This is a genomic window from Mycobacterium sp. 236(2023), assembly GCF_029623955.1.
GTDB lineage: Bacteria > Actinomycetota > Actinomycetes > Mycobacteriales > Mycobacteriaceae > Mycobacterium.
On the sequence record NZ_JARSBP010000001.1, the window covers coordinates 324,944 to 344,069 of the forward strand.

Here is a 19,126-nt window from a genome sequence, read left to right on the forward strand (position 1 = left end):
AAGGACGCTGCGGGCGGGGACCGGAAGAGTCGGTCCCCGCCACGCAGCGGTTGACGACAGGGACGAGGAAGGCGCGATGACACAGCCCACGACGAGCGACCCCCGCAAGGTCAAGGTCATCGTCGAACTCATCGACCACACCACCAAGATCGCGGAAGCTTACGAGCGCGGCGACCTGGTGGATCGCATGGCCAAGGCGAAGGCACGCATCACCGACCCCCAGATCCGGGTTGTCATCGCCGGCCAGCTCAAGCAGGGCAAGAGTCAACTGCTCAATTCGCTGCTCAACGTTCCAGTCGCCCGGGTCGGTGACGACGAATCGACCGTGCTGCCGACCGTCGTCACCTACGGGGAACAGGCGGCGGCGACACTGATCGTCGCGAGGCCCGACGGCGGAGAACCGGAGGCGATCGACATCCCGCCGTCGGACGTCACGAAGGACCTGCGCCGCGCGCCGCAGGCCGGCGGCCGACCGGTGCTTCGACTCGAGATCAACGCGCCCAGCCCACTTCTCAAAGGTGGCCTCGCCTTCGTCGACACTCCCGGTGTCGGCGGCCACGGTCAGCCACACCTGTCGGCGACGCTCGGTCTGCTGCCCGACGCAGACGCAATGCTGATGGTCAGCGACCTCAGTCAGGAGTTCATCGCGCCGGAGATGACGTTCATGCGCCAAGCGCTGGAGATCTGCCCCGTCGCACGCATCGTCGTCACCAAAACCGACCTCTACCGGCAATGGCGGCAGATCGTCGAGGCCAACGGCGCGCACCTGCAGCGCGCAGGAATCCCCACACCGATGGTGCCCGTGTCATCGTTCCTGCGCAGCCAGGCCATTGCGCTCAACGACAAGGAACTCAACGAGGAATCAAACTTCCCGGCGATCGTCGACTTCCTCAGAGACAAGGTTCTGTCCCGGGAGAACGATCGGGTCCGCGACGCTGTCGTAGCTGAAATTCTTTCAGCCGCAGAACATCTGACGCTCACTGCGAGCGCCGAGCTGGCAGCTCTCAGCGACCCCGACGCCCGCGCGCGACTGACCGCCGACCTCGAAGTGCGCAAACAAGAGGCCCAGGATGCGTTGCAGCACACCGCGTTGTGGCAACAGGTTCTCAATGACGGCATCTCCGACCTCACGGCCGACGTCGAGCACGACCTGCGTGGCCGGTTCCGTGCGATCACCCAGCACAACGAGAAGGTGATCGACGCATGCGATCCGACGAGAACGTGGGCCGAAATCGGCAACGAGCTGGAGGACGCCGTCGCAACTGCGGTGGGGGACAACTTCGTCTGGGCCTACCAGCGCGCCGAGGCGCTCGCCCAGGAGGTCGCACGAACCTTCGTCGAGGCCGGCCTGGAAGCGGTGGAGATGCCCATGATCGATGCCAGGGATATGGGTGCGGGATTCGAGGGCATCAAGTCGCTGGACAAGCTTGAGGCCAAGCCGGTCAGCAAGGGCCGCAAGGCCAGCATCGGCCTGCAGGGCTCCTACGGTGGTGTGCTGATGTTCGGCATGCTGACGTCGGTGGCCGGGCTGGGCATGTTCAACCCACTCTCGCTGGGTGCCGGTGCGCTGATGGGGCGGGCCGCCTATAAGGAGAACATGGAGAATCGCATGTTGCGGGCCCGCAGCGAAGCCAAGATGAACATGCGGCGATTCGTCGACGAAGTGTCGTTCGTCGTCGGGAAGGAATCCCGCGACCGGCTCAAGGGAATCCAGCGCCAGTTGCGCGACCACTACCGGGCGATCGCGAATCAGACCACGCGCTCGCTCAACGAGTCGCTACAGGCGACGATCGCCGCGGCAAAGGTCGAGGAAAGCGAATCCAACGCCCGGATCAAAGAACTTGAGCGTCAGCTCAACATCCTCAAACAGGTCACCCAGCATGCGTCCGGCCTCGTGCCGAACGAACCGGCCAACGCGAGGTAGGACACCATGCCCGCGGCCGATTCCACCGCCGTCCCCGAAGGCGGCTCGCGCATTCGTCGACAGGCCGGAGCGGCGGCAGCACGGGATTCCTCGCACGCGGGGGTGTTATTCGAGCAAACGGTCGGCATCGCTCCGCACGGCTCCGATGAGTATTACAGTCACAAGTTGATGGGGGATTCGCGTAGTCGACTACGCGGGCGTCAACACCACCGGTCAAGCACAATTTGATGACATCGGTAGGGGGAAGCGGGCGATGACAGAGTCACTGGGGATGTCGGTAGGGTCGGCGAACCTGGTCGCGTCGGCGGCAAGCGGGCCGCCGACGGTGCGCCGGTCTGTGGTGACGTTGTTCCGGCACCGTTCGCCCGAAGTCGGTGTGCCGTCGGAGAATTCGCGCCTCGACGAGCGCGGTCTCGTGCTCGGCGACTTCGTGGGACGGGTGGGCGACCCGGTACCGATCGTGGCGTCGGACGGTTCGACGCACCGGGGTGACCGGGTGTTGGCCGAAGCGTTGAAGGCATTGGCTCGTTCGGCGAGTGTCGCAGCACCGGCCACAACCACCATCGCCGTGCCGGCGTACTGGCCCTCCCACACCGTCGATACGCTGCGCCCGCTGGTCGACGGCACCGTGGTGTCGGACGCCGTCGCAGCCCTCACCGCGCTGCAGGCTCACCCGGGGCTGCCCGCGGCCCGCGGAATCGTGCTGCTGTGCGATCTCGGTGCCTCCGGAACCTCGGTCACGCTCGCCGACGCGGGCAAGGGTTTCAGCCCGGTCTGCCCGACGCTGCGCTACGAGGATTTCTCCGGCGACCTCATCGACCAGGCCGTCCTGCGGCACGTGCTGGCCGACCTCGATGTCGACCCGTACAGCACGTCGGCGATGACCGCGCTGGGCCAATTGCGCGACCAGTGCCAGCGAGCCAAGGAACGGCTGTCGGCCGAAACGGCGACGGGACTGACCGGTCCGCTGCCGGGAGCGCAGACCACCGTCCGCCTCACCCGTCCCGAACTCGAAGCGCTCCTGCGCGAACCGCTGCAGGGCCTGCTCGCCGCGATCGACGACCTGCTGGTGCACCACGGCATCGCCCGCACCGATCTGGCGGCCGCGGCAGTGGTCGGCGGCGGTGCCCGGATGCCGTATGTCATTCAGCGGCTGTCCGAGGCACTGCGGATACCGGTGACCACGACGCACGAGCCGCAGGTCGTTTCCGCCCGCGGCGCAGCGTTGCTGGGAACCTGCCGCCGCGACGACCACACCAGGACCGCGATGGCGCTGCCTGCGGCGTCAGCGGCTGCCCCGGTCGGCGAGCCCGACGTGATGCTCGTGGCCTCAGCCGAACAGGCGCCGCAACTCGCCTGGTCGGAAGCTGCCCCCGAGGTCGACGTGACGGCGTACGCCGACACCGACGTGCTCGGCGAAGCGAGGCCCGCGGTGCAGTTCCAGCACGGCGACTCCTCCTACGACGCACCCGTTCCGCTGAAGTGGTATCGGCGACCCGGAGTGTTGTTCGGCGCCGCGGCTGCGGCGTTCCTCGCCGCCTGCGGTGGCCTGGCGCTGACCTCGCAGCTCACCGGCCTGAACCTGATCCCCAGTGGCACGACGGGGACTCCGAGCAGCAGCGCCGTCGTCCCCCCCGCCGAGGCTCCGGCATCCCAGGCCGAGGCGCCGGTATCGCGGCCCCCGGCGCCTGCATCGCCGGTCGCGGAGGTGCCCGCGCCAGCCCCTCGTCAGGTGCCCGCCCCGGCCCGCAACCAGGTGTCCTCACCGCCGGTCTGGCGGCAGGCGCCCACGTCGGCAGCACCCGCACCTGCTCCCGCGGCTCCCGCGCCCGTCCCGGAAGCGCCGGTTGCGCCGATAGCAGAAGAGCCGGCGCCCGCCCCGGAAGAGCCGGCGCCGCTGATCCCGGAGTTCCTCGAGCCGTTCTTCCCGGGTGCCCAGCAGCCTGAAGTCCCGACGACCGGAGGGGGCGCCGCTACCGGCGGAGCCGCGGATCCTGGAACGGGCGGGGGCGTCCCCGCCACCGGGGGCGGGGGAGACGCCGGTGCCGCCACCGGGGGCGGGGGAGACGCCGGGGCCGCCACCGGGGGCGGGGGAGTTCTGCCGCCCGGTGCCGTGTGTGTGACCGACCCGTGCGAGTGACTGCCGGTTTGCGCTGACTCCGTCGGCGGTCATCGACTGCAGTGCCTAAGCTGAATGACCGGTCCACACAGGCCGGGGAGGGCAGCCAGGTAAGCGCCGATGAGCACCAGTGATCAAGTGCGTGCAATCCTGGGCGGCACCGTGCGGGCCTATGAAGCCGATCCGGCCTATCGCCGACGTCCCGACGTGCACAACGAATTGCGGCGCATCGGTGCCCGATTGAATCAGCCGATCCGGATCGCTCTGGCCGGCACGCTGAAAGCCGGGAAGTCCACGCTGGTGAACGCGCTCGTCGGGGAGGACATCGCTCCGACCGACGCCACGGAAGCCACCCGTATCGTCACATGGTTCCGGCATGGAGCGACCCCGAAGGTCACCGCCAACCACCGCGGAGGCCGGCGCTCGAACGTTCCGATCGACCGAGACGGCGGACTGAGTTTCGACTTCGCTCACCTTGACCCAGAAGATGTCCTCGACCTCGACGTGGAATGGCCCGCAGCCGAACTCGTCGACGCGACGATCATCGACACCCCCGGCACGTCGTCCCTGTCGCGCGACGTCTCGGCTCGCACCCTGCGGCTCCTGGTGCCCGAGGACGGAGTGCCGCGCGTGGATGCCGTGGTGTTCCTGCTGCGGACGCTCAATGCGGCAGATACCGCGCTGCTCAAGCAGATTGGCGAACTCGTCGGCGGATCGTCGGGTGCGCTCGGCGTCATCGGGGTGGCGTCACGCGCCGACGAGATCGGGGCGGGCCGCATCGACGCGATGATGTCGGCCAAAGACGTCGCGCAACGGTTCACCACCGAGATGGAGCAGACCGGCATCTGCCAGGCCGTCGTGCCCGTATCCGGCCTGCTCGCGCTGACCGCCCGCACGCTGCGCCAGAGCGAGTTCGCGGCCCTGGAGAAGCTCGCCAACGTCGACCCCACCGACCTCGCCAAGGCCATGCTGTCGGTGGATCGCTTCACCCGTGACGACGCCACCCTGCCCGTCGACGCCGGGGTCCGCGCTGCGCTGCTGGACCGCTTCGGCATGTTCGGGATCCGCATCTCGATCGCGGTGCTGCGGGCCGGCGTCCGCGACTCGGTGGCACTGGCCTCCGAGCTCCTCGAACGCAGCGGTCTCGTCGCGCTGCGCGACGTCATCGACCAGCAGTTCGCCCAGCGCTCCGATTTACTCAAGTCACACACGGCACTTCTGTCGCTGCGGCAGTTCGTGCAACGACATCCCGTCTACGCGACGCCGCAGATCCTCGCCGACATCGACCCGCTGCTCGCTGACACGCACGCGTTCGAAGAGCTGCGCCTTCTCAGCCAGCTGCGGTCCCGCCAGACCACCTTCAACGACGACGAGATGGCGTCACTGCGCCGACTGATCGGCGGGTCGGGAACCGACGTCGCGAGCCGGCTCGGGCTGCAGACGGGCGGGGATGCTGACGGCCCGCGGGCAGCTTTCGCCGCAGCTCAGCGGTGGCGTCGCCGCGCCAACCATCCCCTCAACGACCCGTTCACCGCGAGGGCGTGCCGGGCCGCGGTGCGCAGCGCCGAGGCGATCGTCGCCGACTATGCGAAACAAGGCCGCTGACGCCTAACGTTTCGTCACCCCGAAACGACATTAAGGGCATGCGCAATTCACTAGGCATCTCGCTGGGCACAGCGAATCTCATCGCGGTCGCTGACGGTCGGCCGCTGACCCTCCCCTCAGAGGTCACGGTGCGGTCCGGGCTGTCGGTGACCGGCTTCGTCGAGCGCGTCGGCGACTTGGTGCCGCTCGTGCTCGCCGACGGCTCCCGTCATCGTGCCGACGTCCTCGCCGCGGCCGCAGTCGAGAACGCGACCCGCCAGGCGTGCCCGCAGCGGCGTCCCGAGATCGCCGCTGTCGCGGTGCCCGCCCACTGGCCCGCACCGATTGTCGCGGCGATGCGCGCCGCAGTCCCCCACATGACCGTCGTCCCCGATGCGTCGGCGGCCTTGGCCGCGCTGCATGCGGGCCCTGGCCTGCCGGTACGGGGTGTCGTCGCGCTCGTGGACCTCGGCGCGTCGGGAACCAGCATCACCCTCGTCGACGCCGGCAACGGGTTCGCGGCGATCGCGGACACCATCCGCATCGACGCCTTCTCCGGCGATCTCGTCGACCGTACGTTGTTGCAGCACGTGCTGACTGGGCTGGACACCGAACCCTCTGGAACCTCCGAAGTTGCCTCCCTGGCCGCGCTGCGCGATCACTGCCGGACGGCCAAGGCGCGATTGTCCTTCGACACGGCAACCAGTTTCGGCTTCGGCCAGTCGGCGATCCGGGTCACACGACCAGAGCTCGAGGCGCTGATCGCCGGGCCGCTGGAGCAGGTCATCGAGGTACTGGTGAGCATGCTGCACCGGCACAGCGTCGCCCCGTCGCAGCTTGTAGCGATCGCAACCGTCGGCGGTGGTGCTCGGATACCGCTTGTCACGCAACGGCTTTCGGAGGCAATGCGCAGACCCGTCGTCACTGTCCCGGATGCGCAGGCCGCGGCCGCGACCGGCGCCGAACTGCTGGCGCTGCACAGCCGCGACAACGAGGCGCCGACCATGCTGGCGTCGACGCCGGCCCCGATGACCTCGCTGAACCCGACCATGGCGGCCGTGGTGCCGCAGTTGGCGTGGTCAGAGGAGACCGTCGACCTGTCCACTCCCGACGTCGACGAGGTCGCCTATGGGACGGACTTCGCGCGGCCCGACATCGTCTTCGAAGCGGAGGAGCAGCCCGACCTCGAGCCGCTGGCATGGTATCGAAGGCCGGGCGTATTGTTCGCCGCAGCAGCATGTTTCGCCGCGATGGCGGCAACCGGCCTGGTTCTGACATCGAACATCGGACCTGCCGCACCGCCGGAGGCGGGCGCCTCGGGGATCTCGACGCCGGTGGCGACGAAGACGCCTACACCGCCGGCTGCCGCGCCGGCGCCGGTGGCCGTGACAGAGACCGTGGTTGCGACGGCCCCGGCTCCGCGCATCGTCGAGTCGGCCCCGCAGGCCACGCGGCCAGCGCGCGAGGTGACCAAACAGGCTGCGCCGCAGCCGGTTCCCCTGCCCGCAGCCCCACCGCCCGCACCGTCACCGTCGCCTTCCCCGTCTCCGGAACCATCGCCGACGCCGACGCCGACGCCGACGCCGACACCGACGCCGACGCCGACAACGACGCCGAGTCCTGAACCGTCGCCCGAGCCGCAGCCGCAGCCCGAACCCCAACCGCAGCCCGAGCCGCAACCGGAGCCGGAACCCCAACCGGAGCCGGGACCGCAGCCCGAGCCCGAACCACAACCGTCCCAAGAACAGCAGCCCGACCCGACGCCCGACGTCACTCCGGCGCCGGAGGGGTCCGCGACACCCGAGGTGACCGAACCCGCTCCCCCCGAGTGCGTGCCGACACCCGAAGTCGACTGCTAAGTCACGGAGTGGGTTCGACCGGCGGCGGCTCCGTCACCGTCTCGGTCTGAGTCTCGGTCTGAGTCACGGTGCTGGTGCTCGTGCTCACCGACGTACTCGGCGTCGTTGTTGTCGTCGTAGTCGTGGTGGTCGACGGCGTCGTGGTGGTGGTCGTCGTGGTCGGTTCCGTAGTGGTCGTCGTCGTCTCGCCGGCCGTCTCGGTGTCGGTGACCGTTGCCGGAGGCACAGCAGAAGGCGCCGACGTCGTCGTCAACGGGGTCAGCGGGGTGGTCGTGGGTTCGTCGGAATCCGACCCACCGGTGATCGCCTTGGCCAGGCCGAACACCACGAGCGCGATCAGAACGGCGCCGACCGCACCGATCGCCACCAGCGCGGCGGGTTTGCGAAACCAGGGTGTCTCCGGCTCGGCTTCGGGCGGCGCCTGGTCGTAGTCGCTGTACCCGTAGTTGCTGAGCTGAGTCGGCTCGTCTTCGGAGTAGTAGTTCTGGTCGTCAGAATCGCCGTATCGCCCCACGCCGACCGAGACTACGCGCTCGGCTCTTACGTTCCCGGGTACAGCGTGCGTGTCACGTTGGTCCGCGGCCTGCTGCGGGTCGTCTCGTCCTCGTCCTCTTGTTGTTCCTCGGTCTCACGCGTGCGGGGCGGGCGCGTGGAACGGGTGGTCGTCGTCGTCGTGGTTTCGCCGGGATTGATGTCGCTGGTCATCGGGGGACTGGTGCTGGTGATCGTCCCGGTCGTCGTCGACGTCGCAGACCGTGACGTGCTGGCCGCCGAGGACGACGGCGGAATGTAGTTCAACGGGGCCTGCTCCGGTTCACTGAACTCCCGCGCCACATACGTCACCAACATGATCACCAGCGCGATCGCAGCGATGCCCGCAACGCTCGCGCCGAGCAGGGTCGAGGTCCGGTTGTGCCACTCGACGGGCGCGTCCTGCGAGTCGTCGTCGTCCCGTCGGTTCACGGGCACCGATAGTAGCCCTGACCTGGTAACGCGTGCCTGGTCAAGAGAACTGGCCGACGATCTGCTCCGCGAAGAACTCCACATGGTCCAGGTCGGACATGTCCAATACCTGCAGGTAGACCCGTTGCACCCCTGCTTCGAGGAAGGGACCGAGCTTGTCGACGACCTCGGCGGGGGTGCCCACCGCCGGTGAATTGGACCGCAGCTCGTCGACCTCTCTGCCGATCGCCGCGGCGCGACGCGCAATCTCGCTGTCGTCGCGTCCGACGCACACCACGAAGGCCGCCGAATAGGTCATCGAGTCCTTGGCGCGTCCCACCTTCTCGACGGCCGCCGCCACCCGGGCGTACTGCTCGGTCAGCGTGTCGAGCGGAACGAACGGGATGTTGAACTCGTCGGCGAACCGCGCCGCCAGCGCCGGGGTCCGCTTGGCGCCACCGCCTCCGATGATGATCGGCGGGTGCGGGCTCTGCGCCGGTTTGGGCAGAGCCGGTGAGTCGGCGATCTGGTAGTTCTTGCCCGAATAGTCGAACGTCTCACCCACCGGAGTGGTCCACAGCCCGGTGAGGATCTCCAGTTGCTCGGTCAGCCGGTCGAAACGTTCGCCCAGCGGCGGAAACGGAATCGCGTACGCCTTGTGCTCGGCTTCGAACCATCCGGCGCCGAGGCCGAAATCGACTCGGCCACCGCTCATCTCGTCGACCTGAGCCACCGAGATGGCCAGCGGCCCGGGGTAGCGGAACGTCGCAGAAGTCACCATGGTGCCCAGCCGGATCGACGTCGTCTCACGCGCCAGACCGGCCAGCGTCACCCACGAGTCGGTAGGGCCGGGGAGGCCGTCACCGGCCATCGCGACGTAGTGGTCAGAGCGGAAGAACGCCGAATAGCCCGCAGCCTCGGCCGTCTTGGCGACGGCGAGCTGGTCGGCGTAACTGGCGCCCTGCTGAGGCTCGACGAAAACGCGGAAATCGACTCGATCTTTCACAGCCACGGAATCCAGCCTAGGCTCACATGCCGCCGCGGGCGTTCTTCATCTGCTCGACGGCTTCCGGGGCACCGTCGAACGACACCCACGCCTGATCGCGCCCGGCGGCGAACATCAGCAGTTCCCCGACGTCACCCGTCACGACCACCTCCGGCCCCTTTCCGACCGTCGTCAGCGTCTCGCCCTGCGGCGTGCGCAGCACGACGGTTGCCGGCGCCTTGCGCAGTGTCATGCGGGCCATCATCCCGACTGGCCTACGCAGCGCAGAGAGGGTCTCGTCGTCGAGCGGCCGCGGTTCCCATTCGCTTCGGGCACGCCGCACGTCTTCGTGGTGGATGAACATCTCGGCGGGGTTGGCCACCGGATCGAGCAGCTTGAACGGCGAATAGATCGGGGGCCCATCGGCCACCTCGCCGAGTAACACGTCCCAGTCCGTCGATGCGGCCTTCTGCTCCTGGACACGTTCGGTGTACCCGGCGAATGCCGGGATCAGGATGCCCGGCGACGCGTCGAGCCGCCGTTCGCGGACGACCAGATGAGCGGTCAGGTCGCGCACGTCCCAGCCCTCGCACAGCGTGGGGGCATCGGGCGGGGTGTCGCGGAATGTCGCGACCAGAGCGGCTCGCTCTCGCTGTGCAACGGTCATGGTCTGCCTTTCGTTCAGCCGAGCGCGCGGTCCAGGTTGATGGCGGCGCTGATCAATGACAGGTGGGTGAAAGCCTGCGGGAAATTGCCCACCTGATCGCCGGTCGCGCTGACCTGTTCAGCGTAGAGACCCACATGGTTGGCATAGGTGAACATCTTTTCCAGTGCGAGCTGGGCGTCGCGCAGCCGGCCCGCGCGGGTCAGTGCCTCGACGTACCAGAACGTGCACAGCGAGAACGTTCCCTCGTCGCCGTCGAGGCCGTCGGTGGCCGGGTTGTACCGGAACACCAAACTGTCCGTGACAAGCTCCTTTTCGATCGCGGCCAGCGTCGACAGGAACCGCGGGTCCGCCGGCGAGATGAACTTGACCATGGGCATCAGCAGGACGCCGGCGTCCAGCTGATCTCCACCCTCGACCTGAGTGAACGCCTGCAGGTCGGCGTTCCAGCATTTCGTCATGATGCGGTGGTACATGTCGTCGCGGGCACCAGTCCAGGTGACCAGGTCCGCGGGCAGTCCGCGCCGCCGCGCGACCCGGATGGCGCGTTCCAGGGCGACCCAGCACATCAGCCGCGATGTCGTATACGGCTGCGGTTCGTCTCTGATCTCCCACATGCCGGCGTCATCGCGGTCCCAGTTGTCCACCAGCCAGTCGATCACGTAGACGACGTCAGACCACGCGTCGTAGCTGATGCCCGCGCCGTACTTGTCGAACAGGTACACCGAGTCGATCAGGTCGCCGTAGATGTCGAGCTGTAGCTGCTCGACCGCGGCGTTGCCGACCCGCACCGGTCGAGAGTCGAGATGACCACGCAGGTGGTCGAGTTCGTACTCCTGCACGGGCTCGTCGCCGTCGATGTCGTAGAGCACCCGCAGCGGGCCGAGACCGTCGTGCTCGCGCTCACCACGGCCCAGGCGTTTGGACAGCCACTCGATGAACGCGTTGGCTTCGGCGTTGAACCCCAGCCGCAGCAGCGCGTAGAGGCTGAATCCCGCGTCGCGCATCCAGACATACCGGTAGTCCCAGTTGCGCTGTCCGCCAATGTGTTCGGGGAGGCTGGTCGTGGCGGCCGCCACCACGGCGCCCGACGGCTCGTGCGTCAGAAGCTTGAGCGTGATCGCGGAGCGTTCCACCATCTCGCGCCAGCGGCCCCGGTATCGGGACTGTGCCAGCCAGCTGCGCCAGAACTCGGCCGTCGTGTCGAACAGGTCGTCGACGTCGACCGCCTGCGGCTCGACGTCCGCTGAGTCGAGCACCTCCAACACGAACTCGGCGGTCTGACCGGATTTCAGCGTCAGCTCGGCGCTGATCACGCCGTCGTCGACGGTCAGGGCGGCCGACGAGGTCAGCCGCATCGTGAGCAGATCGGCGCGGAAGTCGACCGCGCCGTCGACCTCCGTGATCTCGAATCGTGCTCTGCCGTAGTCAGGTCGGGCATCGAGCACGGTGCGTACCGTGGTCTCCCCGCGCACCGCCACGAGCCGGCGGACCAGCCGCTGCCGGTGCTCGGCGTCGCCGGGCTTGCTGATCGGCATGAAATCGTGAACTTCGACGACACCGTCCTCGGTGAGGAAACGGGTGATCAGCGTCGCCGACTCCGGAAAGTAGAACTGGTGAGTGCGGTTGTGTTCGCACTGGGTGGAAATGCGCCAGCTGCCACCGCGTTCGGGGTCGAGGATCGCGCCGAACACACTGGGAGAATCGAAGCGTGGTGCGCAGAACCAGTCGATGGTTCCGTCGGTACCGACGAGCGCGCAGGTCCGAAGATCCCCGACCAGTCCGTGCTCGGCGATGCTCGGACCGTCAGTCATCCGGTAGCCGCCAGCCGACCTCGCCAGGCAGTTGCAGCGCCGAATCCGGTCCCCACGAACCCTTCTCGTATGACTGCACGCGCGGTGGGTTGTCCAGCACGGGCTGGCACACCTGCCAGAGCCGGTCCACCTCGTCGGCGCGGGCGAACAGCGTCTGATCACCGCGCATGACGTCGAGGAGCAGCCGCTCGTAGGCGTCGAGGCCGTCCTTCTCGTGACCATCGGCCGTCAGTTGAAGCGCCGTTTCGACCTGCTCGGCCGTGAGTTCCGGGCCCGGCTTCTTGACGCTGAGCTTCAGGACGGCGGCGGGCGTCTCGGTCAGGTCGAGCACCAGTTGGTCACGGCCCTCGGAGGGGAACAGCCCGTTGGCCGGCGCACGGAAGGTGAGGGTGACGGTTCTGCGGTTGTCTCCCATGGCTTTTCCGGTGCGCAGGTAGAACGGGACGTCGGCCCACCGGTCGTTGTCGACGAAGGCCTGCAGTGCCACCAGCGTTTCGACGTCCGAATCGTCGTCGACGCCGTCCTCGTCCCGGTAGCCGTCGTACTGGCCGAACACCACACGAGCGGGATCGAGCGGCCGCATGTCGTGAAAGACCTTGGCTTTGGCGTCACGTAGACCGTCGGCGTCCAGTGACGACGGCGGCTCCATGGCGACGAATCCGAGTACCTGACACAGATGGGTGGACACCATGTCGCGGAAGCAACCCGTCGACTCGTAGAAGCTGCCACGCCCCTCCAGGGCGATGTCCTCGGGAACGTCGATCTGCACGGACTCGACATGGCTTCTGTTCCACGAGGGTTCGAGGAGGCCGTTGGCGAAGCGCAGCGCGAGAATGTTCTGGACCGCTTCCTTCCCGAGGAAATGGTCGATTCGGTAGATGCGTTGCTCGTCGGCGACGGATTCCGTGACCGCCGAGAGGTCCCGTGAACTCTGTAGGTCGGTGCCGAACGGTTTCTCGACGATGATCCGGGCTCCGTCGGCCAACCCCTCGCGGCCCAGCATCTCGATCATCGACTTCATCGCAGCGGGCGGCACCGACAGGTAGATCAACGTCTGTGCGTTGTCGCCCAACTCGTCTTGGGCCTGGCGGACTTTGGTGGCCAGCTCTGCACCGTCTTCGTCGTTGGCGGACTGGAAGCTCAACCGGCTCAGCAGATCGTCGGCGACGGTGTCGTCGAGGTCGTCGATCGACTCTGCGAGCCCGTCGCGCACCGATTGACGAAACTCGTCGAGGCTGTCCGGTGAGGAGCGGCCGGACCCGATGATGCGGAAGTCGCCGGGTAGCCTGCCTGCTCGGGCGAGGCGGTACAGACTCGGAAAGAGCATGCGGCGGGCGAGATCTCCGCGTGCGCCGAACAGCACCAGGACGACGGGATCGGTTGCTTCCGTCACGAATCCGACTTCCGCAGATCGAGCAGCGCGTTCTCGACGACTTCGGTCAGGGCCGGATGGATCCAATAGGGCTCGTCCGCCAGCTCGTCGACGCTGATGCCGAAGTTCATCGCGACGACGAAGATCTGTATCAGCGAAGCCGCCTGCCCGCCGATGATGTGCGCCCCGAGAATCTTTCCGTCGTCGGCGGCCAGGACTTTGCACAGACCGGTCGTGTCCTGCATCGCCCAGCCGTAGGCCACCTCGGAGTACTCGGTGCGACCCACCCGATAGTCGAGATCGTCGTCACGGCAATTCTTTTCGGTGCGGCCGATCGAGGCGATCTGCGGTTGGGTGAACACTGCGGACGGTACGAGATCGTGGCTGACGGCGCGGAGGTCGTCGGGGTGTAGCAGATTGTGCTTGACCACCTGGGCCTCGCGGTTGGCGACATGTTTGAGCGGGATCGGAGTGCTGACGTCGCCGAGTGCGAAGACCCCGTCGGCGGTGGTGCGGCAGTGCTCGTCGACGACGATGCGGCCGTCGTCGTGGGTGTCGATCCCGCCCTTCTCGACGTGGAGCCGGTCGCTGTTGGACCGGCGCCCGGCCGCCACCAGAAGCGTATCGGCCCGAACGGTCGACCCGTCATCCAGTGTGAGAACGAGATCCCCTGCAGCACCTGAGATCTCGGACAGTTCGGACCCGCACCGCAGATCGTACTGCGATCGCATGAGGTCGGTGTAGATCGTGCGGACCGCCTCGTCCTGGGGACCACCAAGCAGTTGGCCCGATTTTTCGATGATGGTGATGCGGCTTCCGGCGCTGGCGAAGACGTGCGCGAGCTCGGCGGCGATGTATCCGCCGCCGAGGACGGCGAGGTGGGTGGGTGCGGACTGGAGCCGCATCACGGTGTCGGACGTTTCGTAGGGCACCCCGGATTCGGCGACGACATCGGGCACGATGGGCCGGCCACCCGCGGCGATGACGATCCGGTCGGCGGTGATGTCCACAGTGTCGCCAGTGTCGCCGTCGAGCGTCACCGTCAGCTGCCGGGAACCGGTGAAGCGCGCGTGGCCTTTGTAGACGGTGACGAAATCGCTGTCTCTACGGCCCTGTTCGCCGTCTGCGGCGATCTTGTCGGTGCGGCCGAAGACACGATCGCGAACCTGGGTCCACCGCATTCCGCGGTAGTCGGCGTCGATGTCGAAGTCGTCGGCAGTGGACGCGGTGTCGGCGACCTGAGCGGTGTAGGACAGCATCTTCGAGGGGATGCAGCCGTAGTTGACGCACGTGCCGCCGAATTTACGGTCGTCGATGATCGCGACGTCGAGATCGGCGAACCGGTCGTCGACGACCATGTTTCCCGAGCCCGCGCCGATGACGACCAGATCGTGTCTGCGCACTCGCCTGCTGTTCCCGCAAGGTGAATGGCGTCAAACCCCCAGTGCCTGACCGATCGGTGACGCGGGTCAGAAGCTCTCGACGCCCTCCACGCTGATCACCATGCCGCGGCCGGTGCCGTCATTGGTGAAACGCGTGCCGTCCTCGCCGGCGTCGATCGTCCAGCCGACCGCCGAATACGTCCGGTAGTCCAGCGTCACCGCCGGGATCGCGCCGAGATTGCCCAACACCCAGCTGAGGTCGCCGCCGGCACTCAGGCGCACCCCGTTGGCCGGCATCCCGTCGACGTCGGGCGCGTTGGTGAAGGCCGATTCGCAACCGACCTCCTGCTGGTCGAGCTGGCAGCGGGTCTTGCCCGACTTCGTCTCGATGAACACATAACCGTTCTGGGGCTGGAGCACCTCGCCGCCCGGGGCGGAACTCGTCGTCGACGGCGCCGCGGGGGTGGAGGGCGGAGCGGATGTCGGTCGGCTCGGTCGCGGCGTCGGGAACTCCGGCTCGGTGAAGGAGTTGTCCGGTTCGCGGGTGGCGGTGCCGTCGGTCGACGATTGACAGCCGGCGAGCGCCGCCGCGAACACCAGGGTGCCCGCCACGACCAGCCGTGTTCTCATCTCGTCCAGCGTACGCAGAATGTGGCATGAGTGACGAAAGTGGCGAGCGTGTTTCGCCGCGGAGATGCGGGTTCAGGCCTCCGGATCGCCGCGCCGCCACTCCGCGATCTTGCGGCCCATCGCGTCCACCGCGCTCGTCGCGGCCTGCCCCACGCCGGTGACGATGCCGGTCACGCCGTCGCGGACACCCCTGATCAACGGATCGTCGGACTGGTCGAAGCTGTCGCGGTAATGGCCTGCCGCCGCGCCGATGTCGTCGGTGAACCGCCCGGCGTCCGGTTCGCTGCGGCGCGGATAGTCGCCGCCCATCACCGCGCCGTACCCGCCCGCGTCGACCCACTGGGTCAGGGCGGCTGCGCGCAGCACCGAGAATGGATGCGACTGAAGCTCCAGATTGAGCAGCTTGAGCACACCGTCGCGCATGTCCCCGGTCCGCTCGTATTCACGGGCCTGGGCCAAGAATGCCTGCGAGTCCAGCTTGTCGAGGTGCTTGCCGCCGGCCAGTTTCATCTCCACGCGGATCGCGGTGTCGAGGTCCTGGGCGCACAGCAGGCCGGCGCGGTCGCCGGAAAGTTCCGATTTGCGTTGCCATTCCATCAGCGCCGCGACGATGGCGCGCAGCGCCCAGCCGCCCAGCGGGATGAAGCCGAACGAATCCGCAAGGCGCAGTAGGTGCATCAGCATCGTGCGGTAGACGGAGTGCCCGCTGAGCGCGTGGCCGAGTTCGTGGCCGACGACGAAGCGCAGCTCGTCGTGGTTCATCAATTCGTAGAGGCCCGACGTGACGACGATGAACGGGGCGTCCATGCCGATGCAGAACGCGTTGGGTTTCGGGTCCTGGTAGACGAACAGATCGGGCCGGTCCGGGGCATCAAGCACGGCCACGCATTCGTCGAGCAGTGCGTCGAGGTCCCCGAACTGGCGGGGGCCGACCTTGGCGGCGCTGGCCAGGTACAGCAGCCGATGCTGGCGTTCGCGCAGCATCGCCGAGAGCACCTTCAGGACCTGGTCGAAACCCTTGAGACGGCGCAGCGTGTTCAGCGCGACCCGGTCGGCGGGATGCTCCCAGGCCAGGGAGCTGATGTCGGGGAAGGCCACGGCGGGCCGTGAAGACGATTCGGTCCGGGTGGTAGCCGGGGTGTTCACGCTTCCAGCCTAGGCGCGGCCCGAGCGGGGTTCGGGAACAAAAGCTGAGGCGGCCCCGTTGACCACTTCGACAGTTGAGTGACTGACGCTCAAGTTTGGCTTGACAGGGAACCGCCCCGAAGAGCAGTCTTGAGTGCGGTGCACTCAGTACACACCGTTCATCTATTCAGGAGGCAGTAACTATGGCTCGTGCGGTCGGTATCGACCTCGGGACCACCAACTCCGTCGTCTCAGTGCTGGAGGGTGGCGACCCCGTCGTCGTCGCCAACTCCGAGGGCTCCCGGACCACCCCGTCGGTCGTCGCATTCGCGCGCAACGGCGAGGTGCTGGTCGGCCAGCCCGCCAAGAACCAGGCCGTCACCAACGTCGACCGGACCATCCGTTCGGTCAAGCGTGAGATCGGCACCGACTGGTCTGTGGAGATCGACGGCAAGAACTACACGCCGCAGGAGATCAGCGCGCGCATTCTGCAGAAGCTCAAGCGTGACGCCGAGAGCTACCTGGGCGAAGACATCGCCGACGCGGTCATCACCGTGCCCGCGTACTTCAACGACGCCCAGCGCCAGGCCACCAAGGAAGCCGGCCAGATCGCCGGCCTCAACGTGCTGCGCATCGTCAACGAGCCCACCGCGGCCGCGCTGGCCTACGGCCTCGACAAGGGCGAGAAGGAACAGACCATCCTCGTCTTCGACCTCGGCGGCGGCACGTTCGACGTGTCCCTGCTGGAGATCGGCGAAGGCGTCGTCGAGGTGCGTGCCACCTCGGGTGACAACCACCTCGGTGGCGACGACTGGGACGACCGCATCGTCGAATGGCTCGTCGACAAGTTCAAGGCCACGTCGGGCATCGACCTGACCAAGGACAAGATGGCGATGCAGCGTCTGCGTGAGGCTGCGGAGAAGGCAAAGATCGAACTCAGCTCCTCGCAGAGCACGTCGATCAACCTGCCCTACATCACCGTCGACGCCGACAAGAACCCGCTGTTCCTCGATGAGCAGCTGACCCGGTCGGAGTTCCAGAAGATCACTCAGGATCTGCTGGACCGCACCCGCAAGCCGTTCCAGTCGGTCATCAAGGACGCCGGCATCTCGGTCGGCGAGATCGACCACGTCGTGCTCGTCGGTGGTTCCACCCGCATGCCCGCGGTCTCCGAACTGGTCAAGGAAATGACCGGTGGCCAGGAGCCCAACAAGGGCGTCAACCCGGACGAGGTCGTCGCCGTCGGCGCCGCCCTGCAGGCCGGTGTGCTCAAGGGTGAGGTGAAAGACGTTCTGCTGCTTGACGTCACCCCGCTGTCCCTCGGTATCGAAACCAAGGGTGGCGTGATGACCAAGCTCATCGAGCGCAACACCACCATCCCCACCAAGCGCTCCGAGACCTTCACCACCGCTGATGACAATCAGCCCTCGGTGCAGATCCAGGTGTTCCAGGGTGAGCGCGAGATCGCGTCGCACAACAAGCTGCTCGGTTCGTTCGAGCTGACCGGCATCCCGCCGGCCCCGCGCGGTGTGCCGCAGATCGAGGTCACCTTCGACATCGACGCCAACGGCATCGTGCACGTGACCGCGAAGGACAAGGGCACCGGCAAGGAAAACACGATCAAGATCCAGGAAGGCTCCGGCCTGTCCAAGGAAGAGATCGACCGGATGATCAAGGACGCCGAAGCGCACGCCGACGAAGACCGTCAGCGTCGCGAAGAGGCCGACGTCCGCAACCAGGCCGAGTCGCTGGTCTACCAGACGGAGAAGTTCGTCAAGGAGCAGCGCGAAGCCGAAGGCGGATCGAAGGTCCCGGAAGACACGTTGACCAAGGTCGACGGCGCCATCACCGAGGCCAAGACCGCGCTCGCCGGCACCGACATCGCCGCCATCAAGGCGGCCATGGAGAAGCTCGGCGAGGAGAGCCAGGCTCTCGGCCAGGCGATCTACGAGGCCACCCAGGCCGAGCAGGCCGCCGGTGGACCCGCGGGCGGTGCCGAGGGCGCCTCGAGCTCCAACGATGACGTCGTCGACGCTGAGGTTGTTGAGGACGACCAGGAGCGCAAGTGAGTGCCGACGATCAGCGCCGTGTAGACGAAGAGCGAGAGCCGATCACTTTCACCGACAAGCGGCGCATCGACCCCCAAACGGGTGAAGTGCGCGAGGCCCCGGCGACGGAGCCGGCCCCCGGTGGGCCGGCCCCGGAAGCCGAGGCGGCCGGTAGTGCTGAGGTCGACGAACTGAAGTCGACGTTGCAGCGCGTGAAGGCGGAGTATGACAACTACCGCAAGCGCGCGCTGCGTGATCAGCAGGCGATCGCGGAGAGGGCCAAGGCGTCGGCAGTGGTTCAGCTGCTGCCGGTGCTCGACGACCTCGACCGTGCCCGTAGCCACGGTGACCTGGAATCCGGGCCGCTGAAGTCCGTCGCGGACAAGCTCTCGACGGCGCTTGAGGGACTGGGACTTTCAGGTTTCGGCGAGGAAGGCGATGCCTTCGACCCCGCGTTGCACGAAGCCGTGCAGCACGAGGGCGACGGGACGCATCCCGTCGTCGGCACCGTGATGCGCCGCGGCTACAAGGTCGGCGAGCAGGTCGTCCGCCACGCGATGGTCGGTGTCATCGACACAGTTCCGGACACCGCGCCCGGCGCGTCCGGGGCCGGCAATGCCGACGCAGGGGCCCAACAGGCTTCAGAATCAGAGAACTGATTGAACATTCACGACGAGC

15 protein-coding genes are annotated in these 19,126 nt (G+C 67.3%); 6 read left to right on the forward strand and 9 right to left on the reverse strand.

Annotation, left to right across the window (positions count from 1 at the left end; genetic code table 11):
- Window positions 1-76: 76 nt before the first annotated feature.
- The 4 genes from P9A17_RS01515 to P9A17_RS01530 all read left to right on the forward strand — a co-directional run bounded on the left by P9A17_RS01515 (window position 77) and on the right by P9A17_RS01530 (window position 7,486).
- Window positions 77-1,924, forward strand: a complete 1,848-nt coding sequence (locus P9A17_RS01515; protein WP_278036827.1) for a dynamin-like GTPase family protein — start codon at window positions 77-79, stop codon at window positions 1,922-1,924.
- 253 nt (window positions 1,925-2,177) lie between these two features.
- Complete coding sequence (locus tag P9A17_RS01520) at window positions 2,178-4,064, forward strand: Hsp70 family protein (protein ID WP_278036828.1); 1,887 nt, start codon at window positions 2,178-2,180, stop codon at window positions 4,062-4,064.
- Window positions 4,065-4,163: 99 nt separating this feature from the next.
- Window positions 4,164-5,648 (forward strand): dynamin-like GTPase family protein, encoded by a 1,485-nt coding sequence (locus P9A17_RS01525; RefSeq protein WP_278036829.1) that lies wholly within the window; start codon window positions 4,164-4,166, stop codon window positions 5,646-5,648.
- A gap of 38 nt (window positions 5,649-5,686) precedes the next feature.
- Window positions 5,687-7,486, forward strand: a complete 1,800-nt coding sequence (locus tag P9A17_RS01530; RefSeq protein ID WP_278036830.1) for an Hsp70 family protein — start codon at window positions 5,687-5,689, stop codon at window positions 7,484-7,486.
- Window position 7,487: 1 nt separating this feature from the next.
- On the opposite strand, the gene P9A17_RS01535 is transcribed toward P9A17_RS01530, so the two are convergent.
- The 9 genes from P9A17_RS01535 to P9A17_RS01575 form a co-directional block, all read right to left on the reverse strand.
- Window positions 7,488-8,000 (reverse strand): hypothetical protein, encoded by a 513-nt coding sequence (locus tag P9A17_RS01535; protein ID WP_278036831.1) that lies wholly within the window; start codon window positions 7,998-8,000, stop codon window positions 7,488-7,490.
- Window positions 8,001-8,026: 26 nt separating this feature from the next.
- Window positions 8,027-8,449: a hypothetical protein gene (locus P9A17_RS01540; protein ID WP_347403820.1), complete on the reverse strand. Its 423-nt coding sequence runs from the start codon at window positions 8,447-8,449 to the stop codon at window positions 8,027-8,029.
- A 40-nt stretch (window positions 8,450-8,489) separates the two neighbouring features.
- On the reverse strand, window positions 8,490-9,434 hold the full coding sequence (locus P9A17_RS01545; RefSeq protein ID WP_278037009.1) for an LLM class F420-dependent oxidoreductase: 945 nt from the start codon (window positions 9,432-9,434) through the stop codon (window positions 8,490-8,492).
- Between the two features lie 22 nt (window positions 9,435-9,456).
- A complete protein-coding gene (locus P9A17_RS01550) occupies window positions 9,457-10,080 on the reverse strand; it encodes a TIGR03085 family metal-binding protein (RefSeq protein ID WP_278036833.1) in 624 nt (207 codons plus the stop codon).
- Window positions 10,081-10,094: 14 nt separating this feature from the next.
- Window positions 10,095-11,891 carry a glycoside hydrolase family 15 protein gene (locus P9A17_RS01555; protein WP_278036834.1) on the reverse strand — a complete coding sequence of 599 codons (1,797 nt, stop codon included), beginning with the start codon at window positions 11,889-11,891 and terminating at the stop codon, window positions 10,095-10,097.
- Window positions 11,884-13,284, reverse strand: coding sequence for a glucose-6-phosphate dehydrogenase (gene zwf / locus P9A17_RS01560; RefSeq protein ID WP_278036835.1), 1,401 nt, complete (start codon window positions 13,282-13,284; stop codon window positions 11,884-11,886). Before zwf ends, P9A17_RS01555 begins: the two co-directional genes overlap by 8 nt.
- On the reverse strand, window positions 13,281-14,666 hold the full coding sequence (locus P9A17_RS01565; RefSeq protein WP_278036836.1) for a mycothione reductase: 1,386 nt from the start codon (window positions 14,664-14,666) through the stop codon (window positions 13,281-13,283). Before P9A17_RS01565 ends, zwf begins: the two co-directional genes overlap by 4 nt.
- Before the next feature lie 66 nt (window positions 14,667-14,732).
- Window positions 14,733-15,275 (reverse strand): hypothetical protein, encoded by a 543-nt coding sequence (locus P9A17_RS01570; RefSeq protein ID WP_278036837.1) that lies wholly within the window; start codon window positions 15,273-15,275, stop codon window positions 14,733-14,735.
- A 72-nt stretch (window positions 15,276-15,347) separates the two neighbouring features.
- On the reverse strand, window positions 15,348-16,373 hold the full coding sequence (locus tag P9A17_RS01575; RefSeq protein WP_278037010.1) for a M48 family metallopeptidase: 1,026 nt from the start codon (window positions 16,371-16,373) through the stop codon (window positions 15,348-15,350).
- A gap of 230 nt (window positions 16,374-16,603) precedes the next feature.
- Between P9A17_RS01575 and dnaK the strand changes: the two genes are divergently transcribed.
- A complete protein-coding gene (dnaK, locus tag P9A17_RS01580; protein WP_278036838.1) occupies window positions 16,604-18,469 on the forward strand; it encodes a molecular chaperone DnaK in 1,866 nt (621 codons plus the stop codon).
- Window positions 18,466-19,107, forward strand: a complete 642-nt coding sequence (gene grpE / locus P9A17_RS01585; protein WP_278036839.1) for a nucleotide exchange factor GrpE — start codon at window positions 18,466-18,468, stop codon at window positions 19,105-19,107. The genes dnaK and grpE overlap by 4 nt, the downstream gene beginning before the upstream one ends.
- Window positions 19,108-19,126 lie beyond the last annotated feature (19 nt).

Coding starts and splice junctions, on each gene's coding strand:
- P9A17_RS01515 (WP_278036827.1), top strand. CDS start 77: ATGACACAGCCCACGACGAGCGACCCCCGCAAGGTCAAGGTCATCGTC.
- P9A17_RS01520 (WP_278036828.1), top strand. CDS start 2,178: ATGACAGAGTCACTGGGGATGTCGGTAGGGTCGGCGAACCTGGTCGCG.
- P9A17_RS01525 (WP_278036829.1), top strand. CDS start 4,164: ATGAGCACCAGTGATCAAGTGCGTGCAATCCTGGGCGGCACCGTGCGG.
- P9A17_RS01530 (WP_278036830.1), top strand. CDS start 5,687: ATGCGCAATTCACTAGGCATCTCGCTGGGCACAGCGAATCTCATCGCG.
- P9A17_RS01550 (WP_278036833.1), bottom strand. CDS start 10,080: ATGACCGTTGCACAGCGAGAGCGAGCCGCTCTGGTCGCGACATTCCGC.
- P9A17_RS01555 (WP_278036834.1), bottom strand. CDS start 11,891: ATGACTGACGGTCCGAGCATCGCCGAGCACGGACTGGTCGGGGATCTT.
- P9A17_RS01570 (WP_278036837.1), bottom strand. CDS start 15,275: ATGAGAACACGGCTGGTCGTGGCGGGCACCCTGGTGTTCGCGGCGGCG.
- dnaK (WP_278036838.1), top strand. CDS start 16,604: ATGGCTCGTGCGGTCGGTATCGACCTCGGGACCACCAACTCCGTCGTC.